Source organism: Geodermatophilus sp. SYSU D00684, from assembly GCF_054050455.1.
In genome coordinates, this window is record NZ_JBJGZI010000024.1 from 66,423 (window position 1) to 83,456 (window position 17,034).

A 17,034-nucleotide genomic window follows, 5' to 3' on the forward strand; every position below is an offset into this window, starting at 1 on the left:
CTCAGGCCTTCCCTGGACCCTGGCCGGAGGTGCCCGGCTCGGTCCCTGCGGGGGTGTCGGGGGTGGGACGGTCGCCGCCGGGGGTGCGCCGGCCGTACTCGGTGCCGCGGTCGGGGTGCGCCTGCGCGGCGCCGGCCCGCTCGGCCGGGTTGTCGGCGGCGGCGACGCGGGCGTCGGCGGCCTCCTCCTCCGGCGTCTGCCCGGCGTCGCCGGACGGCGCCACCGTCTCCGCGGGCTCGCCGGTGTCGGCGGGCTCCGGTTCCGGGCCGCTCATCGGCGGGGCGGACTCGCCGCGCTCGGCGGCCAGCCGGACGCCGGCCAGCGTCGGGCCCCACTCCCCCGGCGCGTCGACGGCGGCGCGCGCGGCCCCGGCGTCGGCGTGCTGGGAGAAGCCGGCCAGCTGCCGGGAGACCCCGCGGAAGTCGGTGAGCGGGGCGCCGCGCGTGGGGTGCGGCTTCTCCCCGCGGCGCAGTGCGGCGACCAGCGCGCGGGCGCTCTCGACGTCCTGCTGGTCGTAGAACTCGTAGTCGACGGTGACCACCGGCGCGTAGTCGCAGGCGGCCAGGCACTCGGCGTGCTCGAGGGTGACCGAGCCGTCGGCCGCCGTCTCGTCGTGGTGGACGCCGAGGTCGGCCGACAGCGCGTCCATGATCCGCTGCCCACCGAGGACGGCGCACAGCGTGTTGGTGCAGACGCTGACCAGGTGCCGGCCGGTCGGGCGGCGCTTGTACATCGTGTAGAAGGTGGCGACCGCGCCGACCTCGGCCTTGGTCAGCCCGAGCACCTCGGCGCACAGCGCGACGCCCTCCGGCGTCACGTAACCCTGGTAGCTCTGGACCAGGTGCAGCATCGGCAGCAGCGCCGAGCGCGGCTGCGGGTAGCGGGTGGTGATCTCCCGCGCCTCCAGCCACGCCTGCTCGGTCAGCGGCGGCAGGTCCGCCGGCGGCGGCTCGACCGGGCTGTCGACCAGCCCGGTCGTCGCCGCGCCCTCCCGGGAGCCGGGGAGTGCGCTCATCGGTCCACCCCTCCCATCACGGGGTCGATGGAGGCGATGGCGGCGATGACGTCGGCGATCATCCCGCCCTCGCTCATGGCCGCGGTGGCCTGCAGGTTCACGAAGCTGGGGTCGCGCACGTGGACGCGCCACGGCCGGGTGCTGCCGTCGCTGACCACGTGGTAGCCGAGCTCCCCCCGCGGCGACTCGACCGGCACGTAGACCTGCCCGGCCGGCACCCGGAACCCCTCGGTGACCAGCTTGAAGTGGTGGATCAGGGCCTCCATCGAGGTGCCCATGATGTGGCGGACGTGCTCGAGGGAGTTGCCCATGCCGTCGGCGCCGAGCGACAGCTGCGCGGGCCAGGCGATCTTCCGGTCCTCGACCATCACCGGGCCGGGCTCGAGCCGGTCGAGCGCCTGGCGGACGATCTTCAGCGACTCGAACATCTCGGCCATCCGGACCAGGTAGCGGCCCCAGGCGTCGGAGGTGTCGGCGGTGGGGACCTCGAAGTCGTAGGTCTCGTAGCCGAGGTAGGGCTCCGTCCTGCGCAGGTCCCAGGGCAGCCCGGCGGCCCGCAGCACGGGCCCGGTGACGCCGAGCGCCAGGCAGCCGGTGACGTCGAGGTAGCCGACGTCCTTGAGCCGCCGCTGCCAGATCGGCTGGCCGGTGAGCAGCTTGTGGTAGCCGGCCAGCCGCTCGGGCATGACCGCGAGCCACTCGCGGATCGACTCCTCCACGCCGGCCGGCAGGTCCTGGGCGACGCCGCCGGGCCGGATGTAGGCGTGGTTCATGCGCAGCCCGGTGATCTCCTCGAGCAGGTCGAGGCACAGCTCCCGCTCGCGGAAGCCGTTGGTCATGCCGGTGAGCGCGCCCAGCTCCATGCCGCCGGTGGCCAGACCCACGAGGTGCGAGGCGATCCGGTTGATCTCCATGACCAGCACGCGGATGGTCTGCGCGCGCTGCGGCACCTCGATGCCGAGCAGCTTCTCGACGGCCATGCAGTAGCCGGCCTCGTTGAACAGCGGGGCCAGGTAGTCCATCCGCGTCACGAAGGTCGTGCCCTGCACCCAGTTGCGGTACTCGGTGTTCTTCTCGATGCCGGTGTGCAGGTAGCCGATGACCACCCGCGCCTTGGTCACCGTCTCGCCCTCGAGGTCGAGGACCAGCCGCAGGACGCCGTGCGTCGAGGGGTGCTGCGGCCCCATGTTGACGACGAGCCGCTCCTCGCCGGAGAGGTCCGCGCCGAAGGCCTGGTCCCAGTCGCCGCCGGTGACGGTGTAGACCCGCCCCTCGGTGGTCTCCCGCGAGCCGGCGTACGGGTCGTAGGTGGTGCTCATCGGTAGCTCCGCCGGGTGTCGGGCGGCGGGATCGTCGCGTCGTGGTACTCCACCGGCACGCCGCCGAGCGGGTAGTCCTTGCGCTGCGGGTGCCCGTCCCAGTCGTCGGGCATGAGGATCCGGGTCAGCGCCGGGTGGCCGTCGAAGACGACGCCGAACATGTCGAACGTCTCCCGCTCGTGCCAGTCCGCCGTCGGGTAGACCGAGGACACCGACGGCACGTGCGGGTCCTCGGCGGTGACGGCGACCTCCAGCCGGATCCGCCGCCGGTAGGTCATCGAGGTCAGGTGGTAGACGACGTGCAGCCGCGGCCGGCCGGCGTCCACCGCGGGGCCGCCGCTGTCGAGGTAGTCGACGCCGGAGACGCTGCTGCACAGCTCGAACCGCAGGGCGTCGTCGTCGCGCAGCGCCCGGACCAGGGTGAGCAGGTGCTCGCGGGCGACGAAGTAGGTGATCTCCCCGCGGTCGACGAGGACCCGCTGCACCGCGGCGGCGTAGGTGGCCGCGCCGACGGCGTCGACCAGCGCGTCGGTGACCTCGTCGAACCAGCCGCCGTAGGGGCGGTCGGTGGAGTGCAGCGCGACCGCCCCGCCCGGCTCGACGCGGACCAGGCCGCCGAAGCCGGAGGTGTCGCCGCTGCCGCTGACGCCGAACGCGCCCTTGCGGAAGCCGCCACCCGCGGCCGCGGCGCCCTGGGAGGCGTCGGCGCCGCTGCGGTCGCCGGGGCCGGTCACCGGGACCCGCCGCGCGGTCCGGGCAGGAGGACGGCGTCGCCGCCGCGCTGCTCGATGGCGAACTGGCCGGTGCGGCCGAGGGCCGCGGCCTGCTCGTAGGCCGCCCGCTTGGCCTTGTCGGCGCGGACGCTGGAGGGCATCTCGACCAGCAGGTCGGGGGCGCGGCCCTCGGCCCGCTCCTCCTCGAGCCGGCGGGCCCGCTTGGGACCGAGCGGCTCGTTCTGGATCTTGTGGTGCAGCTTGAGGATCGCGTCCGTGAGCATCTCCGGGCGCGGCGGGCAGCCGGGGAGGTACATGTCCACGGGGACGACGTGGTCGACGCCCTGCACCACCGCGTAGTTGTTGAACATGCCGCCGGAGCTGGCGCAGACGCCCATGGCGAGCACCCAGCGCGGCTCGGGCATCTGGTCGTAGATCTGCCGCAGGACCGGCGCCATCTTCTGGCTCACCCGGCCGGCGACGATCATGAGGTCGGCCTGGCGCGGGGAGGCGCGGAAGACCTCCATGCCGAAGCGGGCCAAGTCGTAGCGGCCGGCGCCGGTGGCCATCATCTCGATGGCGCAGCAGGCCAGGCCGAAGGTGGCCGGCCACAGCGAGGACTTCCGCGTCCAGTTGACCAGCTTCTCGACCGTCGTCAGCAGGAAGCCGCTCGGCAGCTTCTCCTCGAGACCCACGTCAGCTCCCCTCCGTCAGTCCCACGCTCAGTCCCACTCGAGGCCGCCGCGGCGCCAGACGTAGGCGTAGGCGAGGAAGACGGTGGCGATGAAGACCACCATCTCGACCAGGCCGAAGACACCCAGCGCGTCGTTGGCGACGGCCCACGGGTAGAGGAAGACGATCTCGATGTCGAAGACGATGAAGAGCATCGCCGTCAGGTAGTACTTCACCGGGAAGCGGCCGCCGTGCAGCGGCTGGTCGACCGGTTCGATGCCGCACTCGTAGGCCTCGAGCTTGGCCCGGTTGTAGCGGCGCGGGCCGACGAACGGCGCGACCGTCACCGAGAACAGCGCGAAGGCCGCGGCGAGCGCGAACAGCCCCACGATCGGGACGTAGGACGACAGCACCGGCGCCTCCCTCGGCGGCTCGTGAGCTTGTGAAGAAATTCACAAACTCGTGCCACGAGCCTATGCCGCCGGGGTCGGCAAGTGAAGCGCGGGGGGTGAGTGAGTTCACATCCCCGGGTAACGGTCCTGTCACGGACCGCTTCGGGTGCTCCTCAGACGGACGGCGTGAGCCGGGTGAGGACGGCGACCACGCGGTCGAAGCGGTCGCCGTCGCGGCCGTCGGAGAGGTTGCCCATCAGCCGCAGTGCGGCGTTCACCATCGCCGGCCGCTCGAGCCCGTGCGCGGTGGCGAAGCGGACCAGGGCGGGGCGGTCGAGCAGCGCGAGGAAGGCCATCCCGAGCCGGTGGTGGCGGCCGTAGGCCTCGCGCAGCCGCTCGGGGTACCGGCGCAGCACCGCCTCGCGGGCCGGCCCCTCGGGGGCGGCGAGCGCCGCGGCCGCCGTCTCCCCCGCCATCCGGCCGGTCTCCAGCGCGTAGCTGATGCCCTCGCCGTTGAACGGGTTCACCACGCCCGCGGTGTCGCCGGCCAGCAGCAGCCCGCGGGTGTAGGCCGGGCCGCGGTTGAGCGCCATCGGCAGCCCGGCGCCGCGCACCGGGGTGACCGCGTGCTCCTCGCCCAGCTGCCACTCCGGCGGCAGGGTGGCCAGCCAGCGGCGCAGCACGGTGCGCGCGTCGGTCTCGCCGCCGCGGCGGGTGTCGAGCAGGCCGAAGCCGACGTTGGCGGTGCCGTCGCCCATGCCGAAGGACCAGCCGTAGCCGGGCATCGAGTCGGCGGTGGGGCCCTCGGCGGACAGGTCGAAGGAGATGTCGAGGTAGGGGTCCTCGCCGCGCGGCGTCTCGACGTACCGGCGGACGGCGACGCCGAGCGGCCGGTCCTCGCGGCGGGTCAGCCCGATCGCCTTGGCCAGCCGGCCGGAGAGGCCCTCCGCGGAGACGACCAGCGGCGCCCGCCAGGTCACCGGCTCCCTGCCCGGGCCGGCCTGCGCGTGCACGCCCACGACCCGGCCGGCGTCGTCGAGCAGCGGGTCGGTGACGGTGACCTCCTGCTCGAGCCGGGCGCCGGCGGCCACGGCGTGCTCGGCGAGCATCGGGTCGAGGTCCTTGCGCGGCCGGACCAGGCCGTACCCGGGCCAGGAGTCCAGCTGCGGCCAGTCGACCTCGACCACCCGGCCGCCGCCGAAGACCCGCAGGCCGCGGTGCCGCACCCAGCCGGCCGCCGGGGAGACGTCGATCCCCATCTCGTCGAGCGCCTTCACCGCGCGCGGTGTCAGGCCGTCGCCGCAGACCTTCTCCCGCGGGAAGCGCGCCTTCTCCAGCACGACGACGTCGAGCCCGGCGGCGGCCAGGGTCCACGCGGCGGCCGACCCGGCCGGCCCGGCACCGACCACCACGACGTCGGCGCTGCCCCCGGCGGTCGGACTCGTCACGCGCTGGCCCCCTCGGTGCTCGGTCTGCGGTCGTCCCGAGCCTAGGCGGGCCCCCCGCCGGGGCCGCCGGCGAGCGCGGCGCGCACCTCGTCGTCGGACGTCTCGCCGAAGTCGTCGTAGTAGCGGCCTACCGCGCCGAACGGGTGGGGGGTGACCGGGCAGACGACCTCGTCGGCCAGCACGGACAGCTCGGCGCACACGTCGGGCGCCCCGACGGGGACGGCGACGACGACCGCGGCCGGACCGGCCGCGCGGACCGCGGCGAGGGCGGCGCGCATGGTGGAGCCGGTGGCCAGCCCGTCGTCGACGAGGACGGCGGTGCGGCCGGCGAGCGCGGGCGGCGGCCGGTCGCCGCGGTAGGCCCGCTGCCGGCGGCGCAGCTCGGCCAGCTCGGAGCGGCGCACCTCGTCCGCGGCGGCGGGCCCGACGGGGTTGCGGGCGAGGACGGACTCGCTGCGGACGCTCTCGACGGTCTCCCCCACCGCGGCCAGCGCGCCCATGGCCAGCTCCGGCCGCTCGGGCAGGCCGAGCTTGCGGACGGCGACCACGTCGAGCTCCGCGCCGAGCGCCGCCGCGACCTCGGCCGCGACCAGGACGCCGCCGCGGGGCAGGCCGAGGACCAGCGCGTCCGGGCCGAGCGGCACGCCAGGGGGACGGGCGGGGTCGGTCAGGCGCGCGGCGAGCCGCCGGCCGGCGTCACGCCGGTCGCGGTACGGGCGGCCGTCCACCGCGGGGCCGGGGGGTCAGACGGGCTGGGGTCCCGACGGCGGCGGGGCGCTCGGGTCGGTGGGGCTGGGCTGCGGCAGCGGGGCCGGCGACGGCGGCGAGATCGGGTCGACCGGGGACGGCGACGGACCGGGCGGCTCGGGCATCGGTGTCGGTGTCGTCATGCGCCGACGCTATCCCCGCACGCGGGCCGCGGGAGCCCTCGGCGGCGGGCCGGTCAGGGGCGGACCGCGCGGTGCAGCGCGACGACGCCGCCGGTCAGGTTGCGCCAGGCGACGTCGGTCCACCCGGCGGCCTGGATGCGGGCGGCCAGCGCCGGCTGGTCGGGCCAGGCCCGGATCGACTCGGCCAGGTAGACGTAGGCGTCGGGGTTGCTGCTCACCGCGCGGGCGATCCGCGGCAGCGCCCGCATGAGGTACTCGGTGTAGACGGTGCGGAACGGCTTCCAGGTGGGGCTGGAGAACTCGCAGACGACGAGCCGCCCGCCCGGCCGGACGACCCGGGCGAACTCGCGCAGCGCGGCGTCGGGGTCGGCCACGTTGCGCAGGCCGAAGGAGACGACCAGCCCGTCGGCGCTCGCGTCGGCGAACGGCAGCGCCATCGCGTCGCCGGCCACCTTCGGCACCGGCCGCGCCGCGCCGGCCCGCAGCATCCCCTGGGAGAAGTCGCAGGCGATCGCGTGCACGCCCCCGGCGGCGAGCTCCACGGTGGAGACGCCGGTGCCGGCGGCCACGTCGAGGACGACGTCCCCCGGCCGGGCGCCGAGCGCCTCGCGGGTGGCCCGCCGCCAGGCGGCGTCGCGGCCGCCGGAGAGCACGGTGTTGGTGAGGTCGTAGCGGCGGGCGACGCCGTCGAACATGGCCGCGACCTCGTGCGGCTGCTTGTCCAACCCGGCCCTCGACCCGGCGGTGTGTGCGCTGTCTCGCCGGTCTGCCACGGCGGACGACGCTACCGGCTGCCTACGCTGGGGGCTGTGACGGCAGCGGCGGTGACCACCCCGGACGCCGTCGCGCCCGCCGTCACCACGGTCGCGCTGCCCGACTCCCCCGACCTGCTGGCGCTGCTGCCGCGCGAGGGCGCGCTGTCCTGGGTGCGCCGCGGCGAGGGCCTGGTCGGCTGGGGCGAGGCCGACCGCCTCGAGGTCTCCGGTCCCGGCGCGCTCGCCGAGGCCGCCGCCTGGTGGGACGACCGCACCGCCGCCCTCGCCGTCGACGACGAGGTGGGCGTGCCCGGCTCCGGGCCGGTGGTGTTCGCGAGCGTCGCGTTCGACCCCGCGCGGGAGACGTCGGTGTTCGTCGTCCCCGAGGTCGTCGTCGGCCGCCGCGACGGCGTCGCCTGGGTGACCACGACCGGCGGTGCCGACCCGCGCGACGTGCTGCCGGCCACCCGCGAGCCGCTGACCCCCGCGCCGGGCCGGCTGCGCTACGCCGACGGCGCGCTCGACCCCGCCTCGTGGTGCGGTGCCGTGTCCGCCGCGATCGGCCGCATCGGCGCCGGCGACCTCGCCAAGGTGGTGCTCGCCCGCGACCTGCTGGTCACCGCCGACGTGCCGCTGGACCCGCGCCGCCTGCTCGACCGGCTGGCCGCGCGCTTCCCCGACTGCTGGACCTTCGCCGTCGACGGGCTGCTCGGCGCCACCCCCGAGCTGCTGCTGCGCCGCACCGGCCGGCAGCTGTCGGCGCGGGTGCTGGCCGGCACCGCCCCGCGCGGCGCGGGCGCCGAGGACGAGCGGCTCGCGGCGGGCCTCCTGACCAGCGCCAAGGACCGCGACGAGCACGCCCTCGCCGTCGACTCGCTCGTCCGCGCGCTCGACCCGTTCTGCACCGCGCTGTCGGTGCCGGAGCAGCCCTCGCTGCTGACGCTGCCCAACGTGCGGCACCTGGCCACCGACGTCGTCGGCACCCAGCGCCGCTCGGGCGCCCGCGGCCGCGCCGGGCTGCTGGAGCTGGTCGACGCCGTGCACCCGACCGCCGCCGTCTGCGGCACCCCGCCCGAGGCCGCCGCCGCGGTCATCGCCGAGCTGGAGGGCATGGGCCGCGGGCGCTACGCCGGGCCGGTGGGCTGGCTCGACGCCCGCGGGGACGGCGAGTTCGGGCTGGCCCTGCGCTGCGCGCAGCTGGTCGACGACGACCCGCGGTCGGCCCGGCTGTTCGCCGGCTGCGGCATCGTCGCCGCCTCCGACCCGGCGGCCGAGCTCGCCGAGACGCAGTCGAAGTTCGCCGCCTTCCAGGCCGCGCTGGAGGGCTGAGGCGGCCGGTCCCGGCCGGCGCCGTCGTCCCCCTGCGCTCCGGAGACGGCGAGGGCCCCGGCCGCGGTGCGCGGTCGGGGCCCTCGTCGGGTGCGCGGGAGGTCAGCCCACGTAGTTCACGTGCACGTGGTCCATGTGGTTCGCGGTCGCACCGCCGCGGTCCTCCATCGCCTTCCAGGCGGCGTCGGGCGAGGTCAGGATGCGCTGCTGCCAGATGACGTACTCGACGCCCAGCTCGTCCCAGTGGTCGACGTGGTACTGGGCGATCGCGTCGCCGAGGGCGGCGTCGGACATGACCATGTAGTCCAGCGCCTTGCCGGAGGGGTGGCCGTCCGGGTCGACCGCGCTGGCCCGCGTGCCGCCGAGGGTGATGTCCGCGGCGCCCGGGACGTTGCTGACGACGGCGTTCGCCGCCGCCTGCACGGCCTCGTGGATCGCGCCGGCGGTGTTGGTGATCTCGGCGACGACCGCGGCCTGCGCGACCTGCGGAGCGGCCTCGGCGATCGGCGGGGTGGCGGCGGGCGCCGCCTCACCGGCGGCGACCGGGGCCGGGGCGGCCTCGGCGGCGGGAGCCGGGGCGGCCTCGGCGGCGGGGGCCGGGGCGGCCTCGGCAGCGGGAGCCGGGGCGGCCTCGGCGGCGGGAGCCGGGGCGGCCTCGGCGGCGGGGGCCGGGGCGGCCTCGGCGGCGGGGGCCGGAGCGGCCTCGGCGGCGGGGGCCGGGGCGGCGGTCGAGCCGCTGAGCGCCAGCACCTGACCGGGGAAGATCAGGTTCGGGTTGGCGCCGATGACGTCGACGTTGCGCTCGTAGAGCTCCCGCCAGCTCTGGCCGTGTGCGGCGGCGATCTTCGCCACCGTGTCCCGCCAGCGGACGGTGTACTCCTCGGTGGTGACCTCGGCCTGCTCGGCCGGGGCGGCCTGCTCGGCGGCCGGCTGCTCGGCCGGGGCGGCCGGGGCCTCGGCGGCGGGGGCGGCCTGCTCGGCGGGCGCGGCCGGCGCCTCGGCGGCGGCGGCGGTGGTGCCGTCGGTCAGGTACTTGCCGCAGCTCGGCCAGGCGCCGACGCCCTGGCCGGCCAGGACCGCCTCGGCGATCTGGACCTGCTGGGCCGGGGTGGCGAGGTCGGCACGCGGGGCGAGGCCGGTGCCCCCGAAGGCGGCCCAGGTGGACTGGCTGAACTGCAGGCCGCCGTAGTAGCCGTTGCCGGTGTTGATGCTCCAGTTGCCACTGGACTCGCACTGGGCGACGCCGGTCCAGTCGTGGGTGGTGGAGGCGGAGGCCGGCGAGCTCAGGACGCCCAGACCGACGGCGGCGGCGCCGGCGGCGACAGGGGCCTTGGCGATGACCTTCTTGGTGCGGACGTAGCGGGGTGCGCGGTGCTTGGGCATGGTGATGATCTCCCGATCACCGCCGGCGAGGTGAGCTGTCGGGTTCGGGCGATCGGTGCCCGGCCGCGGTCCGCGGCTTCACCCCGAGGCGCGCTCCGACAGGCCCCCGTAGGCCGTCGCGCGCCGGAAGAGTGGGTCCCCCACCCCTGCCCTGGGAGTTGTCGTGGGCGACCGGTGGGCAGGGTTTGGCGGACCGGCGCCACGCTCTGTGTTCGCTGAGCGCAGCCAAAACGTTACGTGTCGTCATGTCGACTGTCGTCGTGACGGCGGTCACACAAGGGTTCGGCTGGGGCCCGTGGGGTACGGCGTGACGTCGGCGTGACTCCCGCGCGGGTAACGGAACGCGCTGCTCGCCGCGCGCGATCCGGCTCCGCGGCAGTCCTCGTGCCCCCGCCGCGACCGCCCCCGGCCCCCGTGACGAAGGCCACCGGTGACGGGCCCCGATCCGGGCCTCCACTCCCCGCCGGGACCGCGCCGCGAGGCCCCCATGGGGTGCCCGGACCTCCCTGGGGTCCCCCGCACGGACGTGCGACTCGAGGTGATCGGCATCCCGGTGAGCGGACGTCGACGTCGCCAGGGCCTTCTCCGTCGAGCAGGTCGGTTTCGGGCTCGACCACGACGTCATCGGGACGAGCCGGGCTCGACCCGGGGCCCGCAACTCGTCGTCGAGGACGTCGACGCCGTCCGCCGGGAGCCGGCCGGGCGCGGGGTCGACGTCACCGAGGTCCAGCAACTGGGCCTCGAGGGCGCCCCGCCCCCGGCTCGCGGTTCGCGTTCTCCAGCGACCCCGACGGCAACGGCTGGTCGTTGCAGGAGATCCGGCGCTCCTGAGGCCGGTCAGGCCAGGGCGCGGCCCGCGGCCTCCCGCAGGGCGACGGCCAGATCGGCCTCCGCGCGCTGGTCGGTGCGGGCGACGACCACCCGCGGCCCGCCGCACGCGAGCGCGACGGTGAGCTCCTCCGGCGTGGCCACCGCCGTCGCCGCCCAGCCCAGGGACGCCGCGACGGCGACCAGGTCCCGCCCGTGCGGCGTGCCGAACACCCGCCGGTAGTCGCGGGCGTACGCCGGCCGCCCCGGCTCCAGCTGGGCGAAGATCCCGCCGCCGTCGTTGTCGGGCACCACCACGGTGAGGTCCGGGCGCGGCTCGCCCTCGCCGGTGAGCAGCCCCTGCAGGTCGTGCAGGAACGTGAGGTCGCCCATGAGCGCCACCGCGGGCCCGCCGTGCGCCAGGGCGGCCCCGACGGCGGTGGACACCGTGCCGTCGATCCCGGCGACGCCGCGGTTGGCGAGCACGGCGAGGTCGCCGCGCGGCACGGCCAGCCGGTCGACGTCGCGCACCGGCGTCGAGGAGCCGAGCACCAGCAGGGCCCCGGACGGCAGCGCGGCGACGACGTCGCGGGCCAGCCGGGCGGCGGTCAGCCCGGGCGCGGTGTCCAGGGCGGCGTCGACGGTCGCGCCCACCCGGTCCGCGGCCGCGCGCCAGGCGGCGGCCCAGGCCGGGTCGGAGGGCGGACCGGCCGGCGGGGCGGCGCGGGTGACCAGCGCCGCCGACCGGCCGGCGTCGGGCCAGCGCGGCCCGGCGACCACGGTCTCCACGCGCACCCGCGGGTCGGCCAGCAGCGCCGCCACCGGCCGGGACAGCGTCGGCCGGCCGACGACGACCACGCGCTCGGGCCGGTGCGCGTCCAGCCAGCCGGGCACGCCGAGCAGCAGCGCCCCACCGCGCACCGCGCCGTCGGTCCACGCCCCGCCGCTCGGCTCGGCGACCACCGGCCAGCCGGCCGCGGCGGCGCCGGCCGCCCACGCCCGGCCGACGGCGTCCGGCCCGTCCCCGGCGACGACGAGCGTGCGCGGGCCGTCCGGGACCGGCGCGGCCGCGACCGGCGCGGGCTCCCCGGCGGTCCACGGCGCGCCGCCGTCCCGGCCGGCCCACGGGCCCGCGAGCGGGCCGGGCTCCTCCTCCGGCAGCAGCGGGTCGCGGAACGGCAGGTCCAGCTGCACCGGGCCGGGGTCGCCGGACAGGACGCCGGTGGCCGCGAGCAGCGCCCGGGACACCACCGACCGCCAGTAGCGGTTCTGCGCGGCCTCGCGGCCGGCCTCGGGCACGCCGACGTCGGCCGCCCAGCGCACCGCGCCGCCGTAGAGGCCGGGCTGCTCGATGGTCTGGTTGGCGCCGGTGCCCCGCAGCTCCGGCGGCCGGTCGGCGGTCAGCGCCAGCAGCGGCACGCCGCTGACGTCGGCCTCGAGGACGGCGGCGTGCAGGTGCGCGGTCGCCGTCCCGGAGGTGGTGAGCACCGGCACCGGCCGGCCGGACGCGCGGGCCAGGCCCAGGGCGAGGAAGGACGCCGTGCGCTCGTCGATGCGCACGTGCAGCCGCAGGACGCCGGCCCGCTCGGCGGCGGCCAGCGCCAGGGCGACCGGCGCCGAGCGCGAGCCGGGCGCGACGACGGCGTCGCGGACCCCGCCGCGGACCAGTTCGTCGACCAGCACGCGGGCCAGTGCGGTGGAGGGGTTCACGCGGCCAGCACCGCGCCCAGCCGCTCGGTCCAGCGGGCGGTCACGTCACCGGGCGCGGTCACGGCGTCCAGCCGTGCGGGGTCCGGCCGGGTCACCGGCAGCACGCCGTCCACCGGCAGCAGCGGGGCGTCGGTCACGTCGCCGTCCAGGAGGGCGACCGTGGCCAGGCCGCAGGCGAAGGGCAGCTCCGGCAGCGCGGCGGCCAGCGCGACCCCCGCGGCGATGCCGACCGAGGACTCCAGCGCGGAGGAGACCACGCACGGCAGCCCGTGCGCCTCGGCCACGCGCAGCGCGGCCCGCACGCCGCCGAGCGGCTGCACCTTGAGGACGACGACGTCGCCGGCCTCGCGCAGGTCCACGCCCAGCGGGTCGCCGGCACGGCGCACGCCCTCGTCGACGGCGACCCGGACGTCGACCCGGCGGCGGAGGGCGGCGAGCTCGGCGAGCGTGGCGCAGGGCTGCTCGACGTACTCCAGGCCCACGCGATCCAGCTCGCGGATCCGGGCGACGGCGGTGTCGACGTCCCAGGCGGCGTTGGCGTCCACCCGGACCGCACCGGACGGGCCCAGCGCGTCGCGGACGGCCTCCACGCGGGCGAGGTCGGCGGCGGCGGTCTGGCCCGGCTCGGCCACCTTCACCTTCGCCGTCCGGCAGCCCGATGCCGCCACGATCGCGTGCGCCCGCTCGGGCCCCACCGCGGGGACGGTCACGTTGACCGGCACCGCGTCGCGCACCGGCGCGGGCCAGCCCTCCAGCGCGGCCTCGGCGGCGGCCGCCCACCACCGGCGGCTCTCCTGCACGCCGTAGTCCCAGAACGGGGAGAACTCGCCCCAGCCGGCCGGGCCGTGCACGAGCACGCCGTCGCGGACGTCGATGCCCCGGAAGCGGGTGCGCATCGGCACCGACCACACCGCCAGCCGGTCGATCCCCTCGGGGAGGCCGGCGGGGGTGATCACGCCCGCAAGCCTATGTCGCGCGCGACGTACCCTCGGGACCCGTGATCCGGCAGCTGACCGTCCTCCCCGCGCCGGACGCCCCCGACGCCGTCCTCGGCACCGTGCTGCCCGCCGTCCGCGCCTGCCTGGAGGGCGCCGCGCCGCTCGCGGTCCTCCCGGCCGGGCCGCCCGCGGCGGCCGCGCGGGAGGTCCTCGCGCCGGACGAGCCGCTCGAGGACGGCGCCGACCTCGTCGTCGTCACCTCCGGGTCCACCGGCGGCCCGCGCGGCGTGCTGCTGCCGGCCGCGGCGCTGCGGGCCTCGGCGACGGCGACCCTCGACCGGCTCGGCGGGCCCGGCGCCTGGCTGCTCGCGCTGCCGGTGTCGGCGATCGCCGGGCTGCAGGTGCTGGTCCGGTCGGTGCTCGGCGGCACCGCGCCCACCGTGCTCGCCGCCGGGGAGGACCTGGCCGCGGCGGTGGCGCGGATGCCCGCCGGCCGCCGCCACACCGCGCTGGTGCCCACCCAGCTGCGCCGGTACCTGGAGCGCGAGCCGGCGGCGCTGCGCGCCTTCGACGCGGTGCTCGTCGGCGGCGCGGCCACCGACCCGGCCCTGCTGGCCCGCGCCCGGGAGGCCGGCGTCGCGGTGGTGACCACCTACGGCACGACCGAGACCGCCGGCGGCTGCGTCTACGACGGCGTCCCGCTCGACGGCGTGCGGGTCCGCGTGGACGACGAGGGGATCGCCATCGCCGGCCCCGTGCTGGCGCTCGGGTACCGCCGCGACCCGGACGGCACCGCGGTGGCGTTCGCCGGCGGGGAGTTCCGCACCCGCGACGCCGGGTCCGTCGGCCCCGACGGGCGGCTGACGGTGGTCGGGCGGCTCGACGACGTCGTCGTCACCGGCGGCGTGAACGTGGCCCCGCAGGCGGTCGAGGGGGCGCTGCGCGAGCACCCCGCCGTCGCCGACGCCGTGGTGTTCGGCCGGCCCGACGAGGAGTGGGGGCAGCGGGTGGTGGCCGCCGTCGTCCCGGCGCCGGGCGCGGCCCCCGACCTCGCGGCCCTGCGGCCGTGGGTGGCCGAGCGGCTGGGCGGGCCGTCCGCGCCGCGCGAGCTGCACCTGATCGGGTCGGTGCCGACGCTGCACACCGGCAAGCCCGACCGCCGCGGCGTCGCGGCCCGGCTGGACGGCGGTGTCCGCTGATGGCGACGCCCGCGCAGTGGGTGGCCGGCGCCCGGCCCCGCACGCTGCCCGCCGCGCTCGCGCCCGTTCTCGTGGGCACCGGCGCCGCGGCCGCGCTCGACGGCTTCCGGCTCGTGCCCGCGCTGCTGGCGCTGCTCGTGGCGCTGGCGCTGCAGGTCGCGGTCAACTACGCCAACGACTACTCCGACGGGAGGCGCGGCACCGACACGGTCCGGGTGGGGCCGATGCGGCTGGTCGGCTCCGGCGCCGCCTCGCCCCGCGCGGTGCTGACGGCGGCGCTGCTGTCCTTCGCCGTCGCGGGGGTCGCGGGGCTGGCGCTGGCGGCGCTGTCGAGCTGGTGGCTGGTCGCCGTCGGCGCGGTGTGCATCGCCGCGGCCTGGACCTACACCGGCGGCCCGCTGCCCTACGGCTACCGGGCGCTCGGCGAGGTGTTCGTCTTCGTCTTCTTCGGCCTGGTCGCCGTCGCCGGGACGACGTTCGCGCAGACCGGGCGGGTCGAGGGGCTGGCGCTGGCCGCCGCGGTGCCGATCGGGCTGCTGTCGGTGGCGCTGCTGGTGGTCAACAACCTCCGTGACGTCGAGGGCGACGCCCGGGTGGGCAAGCGCACGCTCGCGGTGCTGCTCGGCGACCGCGCGACCCGGCGGTTCTACGTCGGCCTGCTCGCGGTGGCGTTCGCCGTCGTCGTCGCGATCGGGGTGGGGCGGCCGTGGGCGCTGCTGGCGCTGGCCGCCGCCCCGCTGGCCGTGCCGCCGTCGCGGGTGGTGCTCTCCGGCGGGCGCGGGCCGGCGCTGATCGCCGCGCTGCAGGCGACCGGCCTGCTCACCCTGGCCACCGGCGTGCTGCTCGGCGCCGGGCTCGCCCTGTCGGGCTGAGCGGGGCACCGCACCGGGCCGGCCTACGACGGGCCGAGAGCCCGTCCGGCCCCCTTCCGGACCTTCTTCGTCGCCTTCTTCCCCGCCTTGCGCACGCGCCGGCGGCCGCGCTGCACCGTGCGCTCCGCCTTGTGCTTGAGCCGCCAGAACCGCCACGCACCGACGACCAGCAGCACCAGCGGCGCGAGCAGGAGCAGCACCGGGGACAGCACCAACCCCAGCAGGAGGAGGACCGCGGCGAGGACGACGCCGACGACCCCGACGAGCGAACGCACTGCGTCCATGCGACGAGCATGCGCCCGGACCGGCGGGTCCGCGCACGCCCGACGTCGTCCCGCGGCGGCCGTGCTCACCGCGAGGGGACGGGACTCAGGCGGCGGCGTCGCCCGACAGCCGGGCGCGCAGCTCCTCCTTGCGGGCACGGCGGGCGACGCTGCGGGCGGCCAGGCCCTCGGTGAGCTTGTCGCGGACCGGGCGCAGCAGCACCAGCGCCACCGGCATCGACAGCAGCAGGCCGAACAGCAGCGCCGGGAAGCCGGGCAGGCCGACCAGCCAGATCAACGCGACGAGGGCGGCGGCGATGACCAGCCGGCCGAGCGTGTAGAGCAGCAGCCACGGCGCGATCCGCGGCGGGGTCGCGGGACCGCCGGTGGGCGCGCCCGGGGTGGTGCTCTCGGCCATGCTGCTGTCCTCCTGCGTGCGGTCGGGCGTCATCCCGTCCGGCCCTCCCACTTGGTGGAGAGCACGACGGTCGTGCGGGTGCGGGCGACGCCCTCGATCCTGTTCAACGCGTTGATGGCGGCCTCGAGTGCCGGGATGTCGGTCACCCGGACCTTGAGCACGTAGCCCTCGCTGCCGGCCACCCGCCAGCAGTCCTCGACCTCGGGCATCGCCCGCAGCGCCGCCTCCACGCCGGTGTCGTCGACGGCGTCGCTCTCGATCACGCCGATGAGCGCGGTGACGTCCAGCCCCAGGGCGGCGGGGTCGACGACGGCGCGGTAGCCGAGGACCACCCCGGAGGCCTCGAGCTTGCCCACGCGCTCGTGCACGGCCGGCGCGGAGAGCCCGACCTGCCGGGCCAGCTCGGCGATGCTGGCACGGCCGTTGGCGCGCAGCAGGTCGATCAGCTGCCGGTCGACGGCGTCGATGGGGGCTCCGTCCGGGTCGTGTGGGGACGCGGTCGCGGCCCGCTCCCCCGAGTATCCCCGCGCTCGTACATTGGGCGGCAGGGACGTTCCTGGAGAGGGGAGGCCGGGTGCCGGTCGTGCTGCTGCTGGTCGCGGTGCTCGTGGTGGTGCTCGTGGTCCGGGCGACGGCGGTCGCCGGGAGCGAGCTGCGCCGGGAGCGGCCGGCCCGACGTCCGCGGCCCCCGCGCGCGGTCCGCCCGGTGGCCCCCGACGACGACCCGGAGTTCCTCCGCGAGCTCGGCCGCCGCGTCCGCCGCGACGACGGCTCCCCCGCCTAGCCGGACCCGCTCCCCGGGGGGGGGGGGGGGGGGGGGGGGGGGGGGGGGGGGGGGGGGGGGGGGGGGGGGGGGGGGGGCGGGGGGGGGGGGGGGGGGGGGGGGGGGGGGGGGGGGGCGGGGGGCCCGC

At 77.4% G+C, this 17,034-nt stretch carries 18 protein-coding genes and 1 riboswitch; of the genes, 4 read left to right on the forward strand and 14 right to left on the reverse strand.

Annotated features, from left to right (window positions below):
• Window position 1: 1 nt before the first annotated feature.
• From nuoE to ACI79L_RS17645, 8 genes are all read right to left on the reverse strand, one after another.
• Window positions 2–1,015 (reverse strand): NADH-quinone oxidoreductase subunit NuoE, encoded by a 1,014-nt coding sequence (gene nuoE, locus ACI79L_RS17610; protein WP_456938010.1) that lies wholly within the window; start codon window positions 1,013–1,015, stop codon window positions 2–4.
• Window positions 1,012–2,334, reverse strand: a complete 1,323-nt coding sequence (locus ACI79L_RS17615; protein ID WP_456938011.1) for an NADH-quinone oxidoreductase subunit D — start codon at window positions 2,332–2,334, stop codon at window positions 1,012–1,014. Before ACI79L_RS17615 ends, nuoE begins: the two co-directional genes overlap by 4 nt.
• Window positions 2,331–3,068: an NADH-quinone oxidoreductase subunit C gene (locus ACI79L_RS17620; protein WP_456938012.1), complete on the reverse strand. Its 738-nt coding sequence runs from the start codon at window positions 3,066–3,068 to the stop codon at window positions 2,331–2,333. The genes ACI79L_RS17615 and ACI79L_RS17620 overlap by 4 nt, the downstream gene beginning before the upstream one ends.
• Window positions 3,065–3,742, reverse strand: coding sequence for a NuoB/complex I 20 kDa subunit family protein (locus ACI79L_RS17625; RefSeq protein WP_456930279.1), 678 nt, complete (start codon window positions 3,740–3,742; stop codon window positions 3,065–3,067). Before ACI79L_RS17625 ends, ACI79L_RS17620 begins: the two co-directional genes overlap by 4 nt.
• A 27-nt stretch (window positions 3,743–3,769) precedes the next feature.
• Window positions 3,770–4,132 carry an NADH-quinone oxidoreductase subunit A gene (locus ACI79L_RS17630; RefSeq protein ID WP_456901421.1) on the reverse strand — a complete coding sequence of 121 codons (363 nt, stop codon included), beginning with the start codon at window positions 4,130–4,132 and terminating at the stop codon, window positions 3,770–3,772.
• A 152-nt stretch (window positions 4,133–4,284) separates the two neighbouring features.
• A complete protein-coding gene (locus ACI79L_RS17635; RefSeq protein ID WP_456938013.1) occupies window positions 4,285–5,559 on the reverse strand; it encodes a geranylgeranyl reductase family protein in 1,275 nt (424 codons plus the stop codon).
• Window positions 5,560–5,600: 41 nt separating this feature from the next.
• Window positions 5,601–6,287, reverse strand: a complete 687-nt coding sequence (locus tag ACI79L_RS17640; protein ID WP_456938014.1) for a phosphoribosyltransferase — start codon at window positions 6,285–6,287, stop codon at window positions 5,601–5,603.
• 215 nt (window positions 6,288–6,502) lie between these two features.
• Window positions 6,503–7,222, reverse strand: coding sequence for a demethylmenaquinone methyltransferase (locus ACI79L_RS17645; RefSeq protein WP_456938015.1), 720 nt, complete (start codon window positions 7,220–7,222; stop codon window positions 6,503–6,505).
• A gap of 36 nt (window positions 7,223–7,258) precedes the next feature.
• Here ACI79L_RS17645 and ACI79L_RS17650 point away from each other — a divergent pair, with 36 nt between their 5' ends.
• Window positions 7,259–8,533 carry an isochorismate synthase gene (locus ACI79L_RS17650; protein WP_456938016.1) on the forward strand — a complete coding sequence of 425 codons (1,275 nt, stop codon included), beginning with the start codon at window positions 7,259–7,261 and terminating at the stop codon, window positions 8,531–8,533.
• Window positions 8,534–8,635: 102 nt separating this feature from the next.
• Here the strand turns inward: ACI79L_RS17650 and ACI79L_RS17655 are convergent, their stop codons facing one another.
• From ACI79L_RS17655 to ACI79L_RS17665, 3 genes are all read right to left on the reverse strand, one after another.
• Window positions 8,636–9,916, reverse strand: a complete 1,281-nt coding sequence (locus ACI79L_RS17655) for a transglycosylase family protein (protein WP_456938017.1) — start codon at window positions 9,914–9,916, stop codon at window positions 8,636–8,638.
• A 4-nt stretch (window positions 9,917–9,920) separates the two neighbouring features.
• Window positions 9,921–10,090: riboswitch (cyclic di-AMP (ydaO/yuaA leader) on the reverse strand.
• Window positions 10,091–10,753: 663 nt separating this feature from the next.
• Window positions 10,754–12,433 carry a 2-succinyl-5-enolpyruvyl-6-hydroxy-3-cyclohexene-1-carboxylic-acid synthase gene (gene menD / locus ACI79L_RS17660; RefSeq protein WP_456938018.1) on the reverse strand — a complete coding sequence of 560 codons (1,680 nt, stop codon included), beginning with the start codon at window positions 12,431–12,433 and terminating at the stop codon, window positions 10,754–10,756.
• Window positions 12,430–13,389, reverse strand: a complete 960-nt coding sequence (locus tag ACI79L_RS17665) for an o-succinylbenzoate synthase (protein WP_456938019.1) — start codon at window positions 13,387–13,389, stop codon at window positions 12,430–12,432. The genes menD and ACI79L_RS17665 overlap by 4 nt, the downstream gene beginning before the upstream one ends.
• A gap of 41 nt (window positions 13,390–13,430) precedes the next feature.
• Here ACI79L_RS17665 and menE point away from each other — a divergent pair, with 41 nt between their 5' ends.
• Together menE and ACI79L_RS17675 are read left to right on the forward strand one after the other, a co-directional pair.
• The gene (gene menE / locus ACI79L_RS17670) at window positions 13,431–14,570 is read left to right on the forward strand and encodes an o-succinylbenzoate--CoA ligase (protein WP_456938020.1); all 1,140 of its coding nucleotides are present in this window, start codon (window positions 13,431–13,433) and stop codon (window positions 14,568–14,570) included.
• A complete protein-coding gene (locus ACI79L_RS17675) occupies window positions 14,570–15,442 on the forward strand; it encodes a 1,4-dihydroxy-2-naphthoate polyprenyltransferase (protein WP_456938021.1) in 873 nt (290 codons plus the stop codon). The genes menE and ACI79L_RS17675 overlap by 1 nt, the downstream gene beginning before the upstream one ends.
• Before the next feature lie 23 nt (window positions 15,443–15,465).
• Here the strand turns inward: ACI79L_RS17675 and ACI79L_RS17680 are convergent, their stop codons facing one another.
• The 3 genes from ACI79L_RS17680 to ACI79L_RS17690 form a co-directional block, all read right to left on the reverse strand.
• Window positions 15,466–15,726: a hypothetical protein gene (locus ACI79L_RS17680; RefSeq protein ID WP_456938022.1), complete on the reverse strand. Its 261-nt coding sequence runs from the start codon at window positions 15,724–15,726 to the stop codon at window positions 15,466–15,468.
• Between the two features lie 85 nt (window positions 15,727–15,811).
• Window positions 15,812–16,123 carry a DUF4229 domain-containing protein gene (locus tag ACI79L_RS17685; RefSeq protein WP_456938023.1) on the reverse strand — a complete coding sequence of 104 codons (312 nt, stop codon included), beginning with the start codon at window positions 16,121–16,123 and terminating at the stop codon, window positions 15,812–15,814.
• A gap of 29 nt (window positions 16,124–16,152) precedes the next feature.
• Entirely contained in the window at window positions 16,153–16,671 is a 519-nt protein-coding gene (locus ACI79L_RS17690; protein ID WP_456938026.1) for an Lrp/AsnC family transcriptional regulator, read from the reverse strand.
• Window positions 16,672–16,697: 26 nt separating this feature from the next.
• On the opposite strand from ACI79L_RS17690, the gene ACI79L_RS17695 reads away from it, so the two are divergent.
• Window positions 16,698–16,907 carry a hypothetical protein gene (locus ACI79L_RS17695; protein ID WP_456938024.1) on the forward strand — a complete coding sequence of 70 codons (210 nt, stop codon included), beginning with the start codon at window positions 16,698–16,700 and terminating at the stop codon, window positions 16,905–16,907.
• Window positions 16,908–17,034 lie beyond the last annotated feature (127 nt).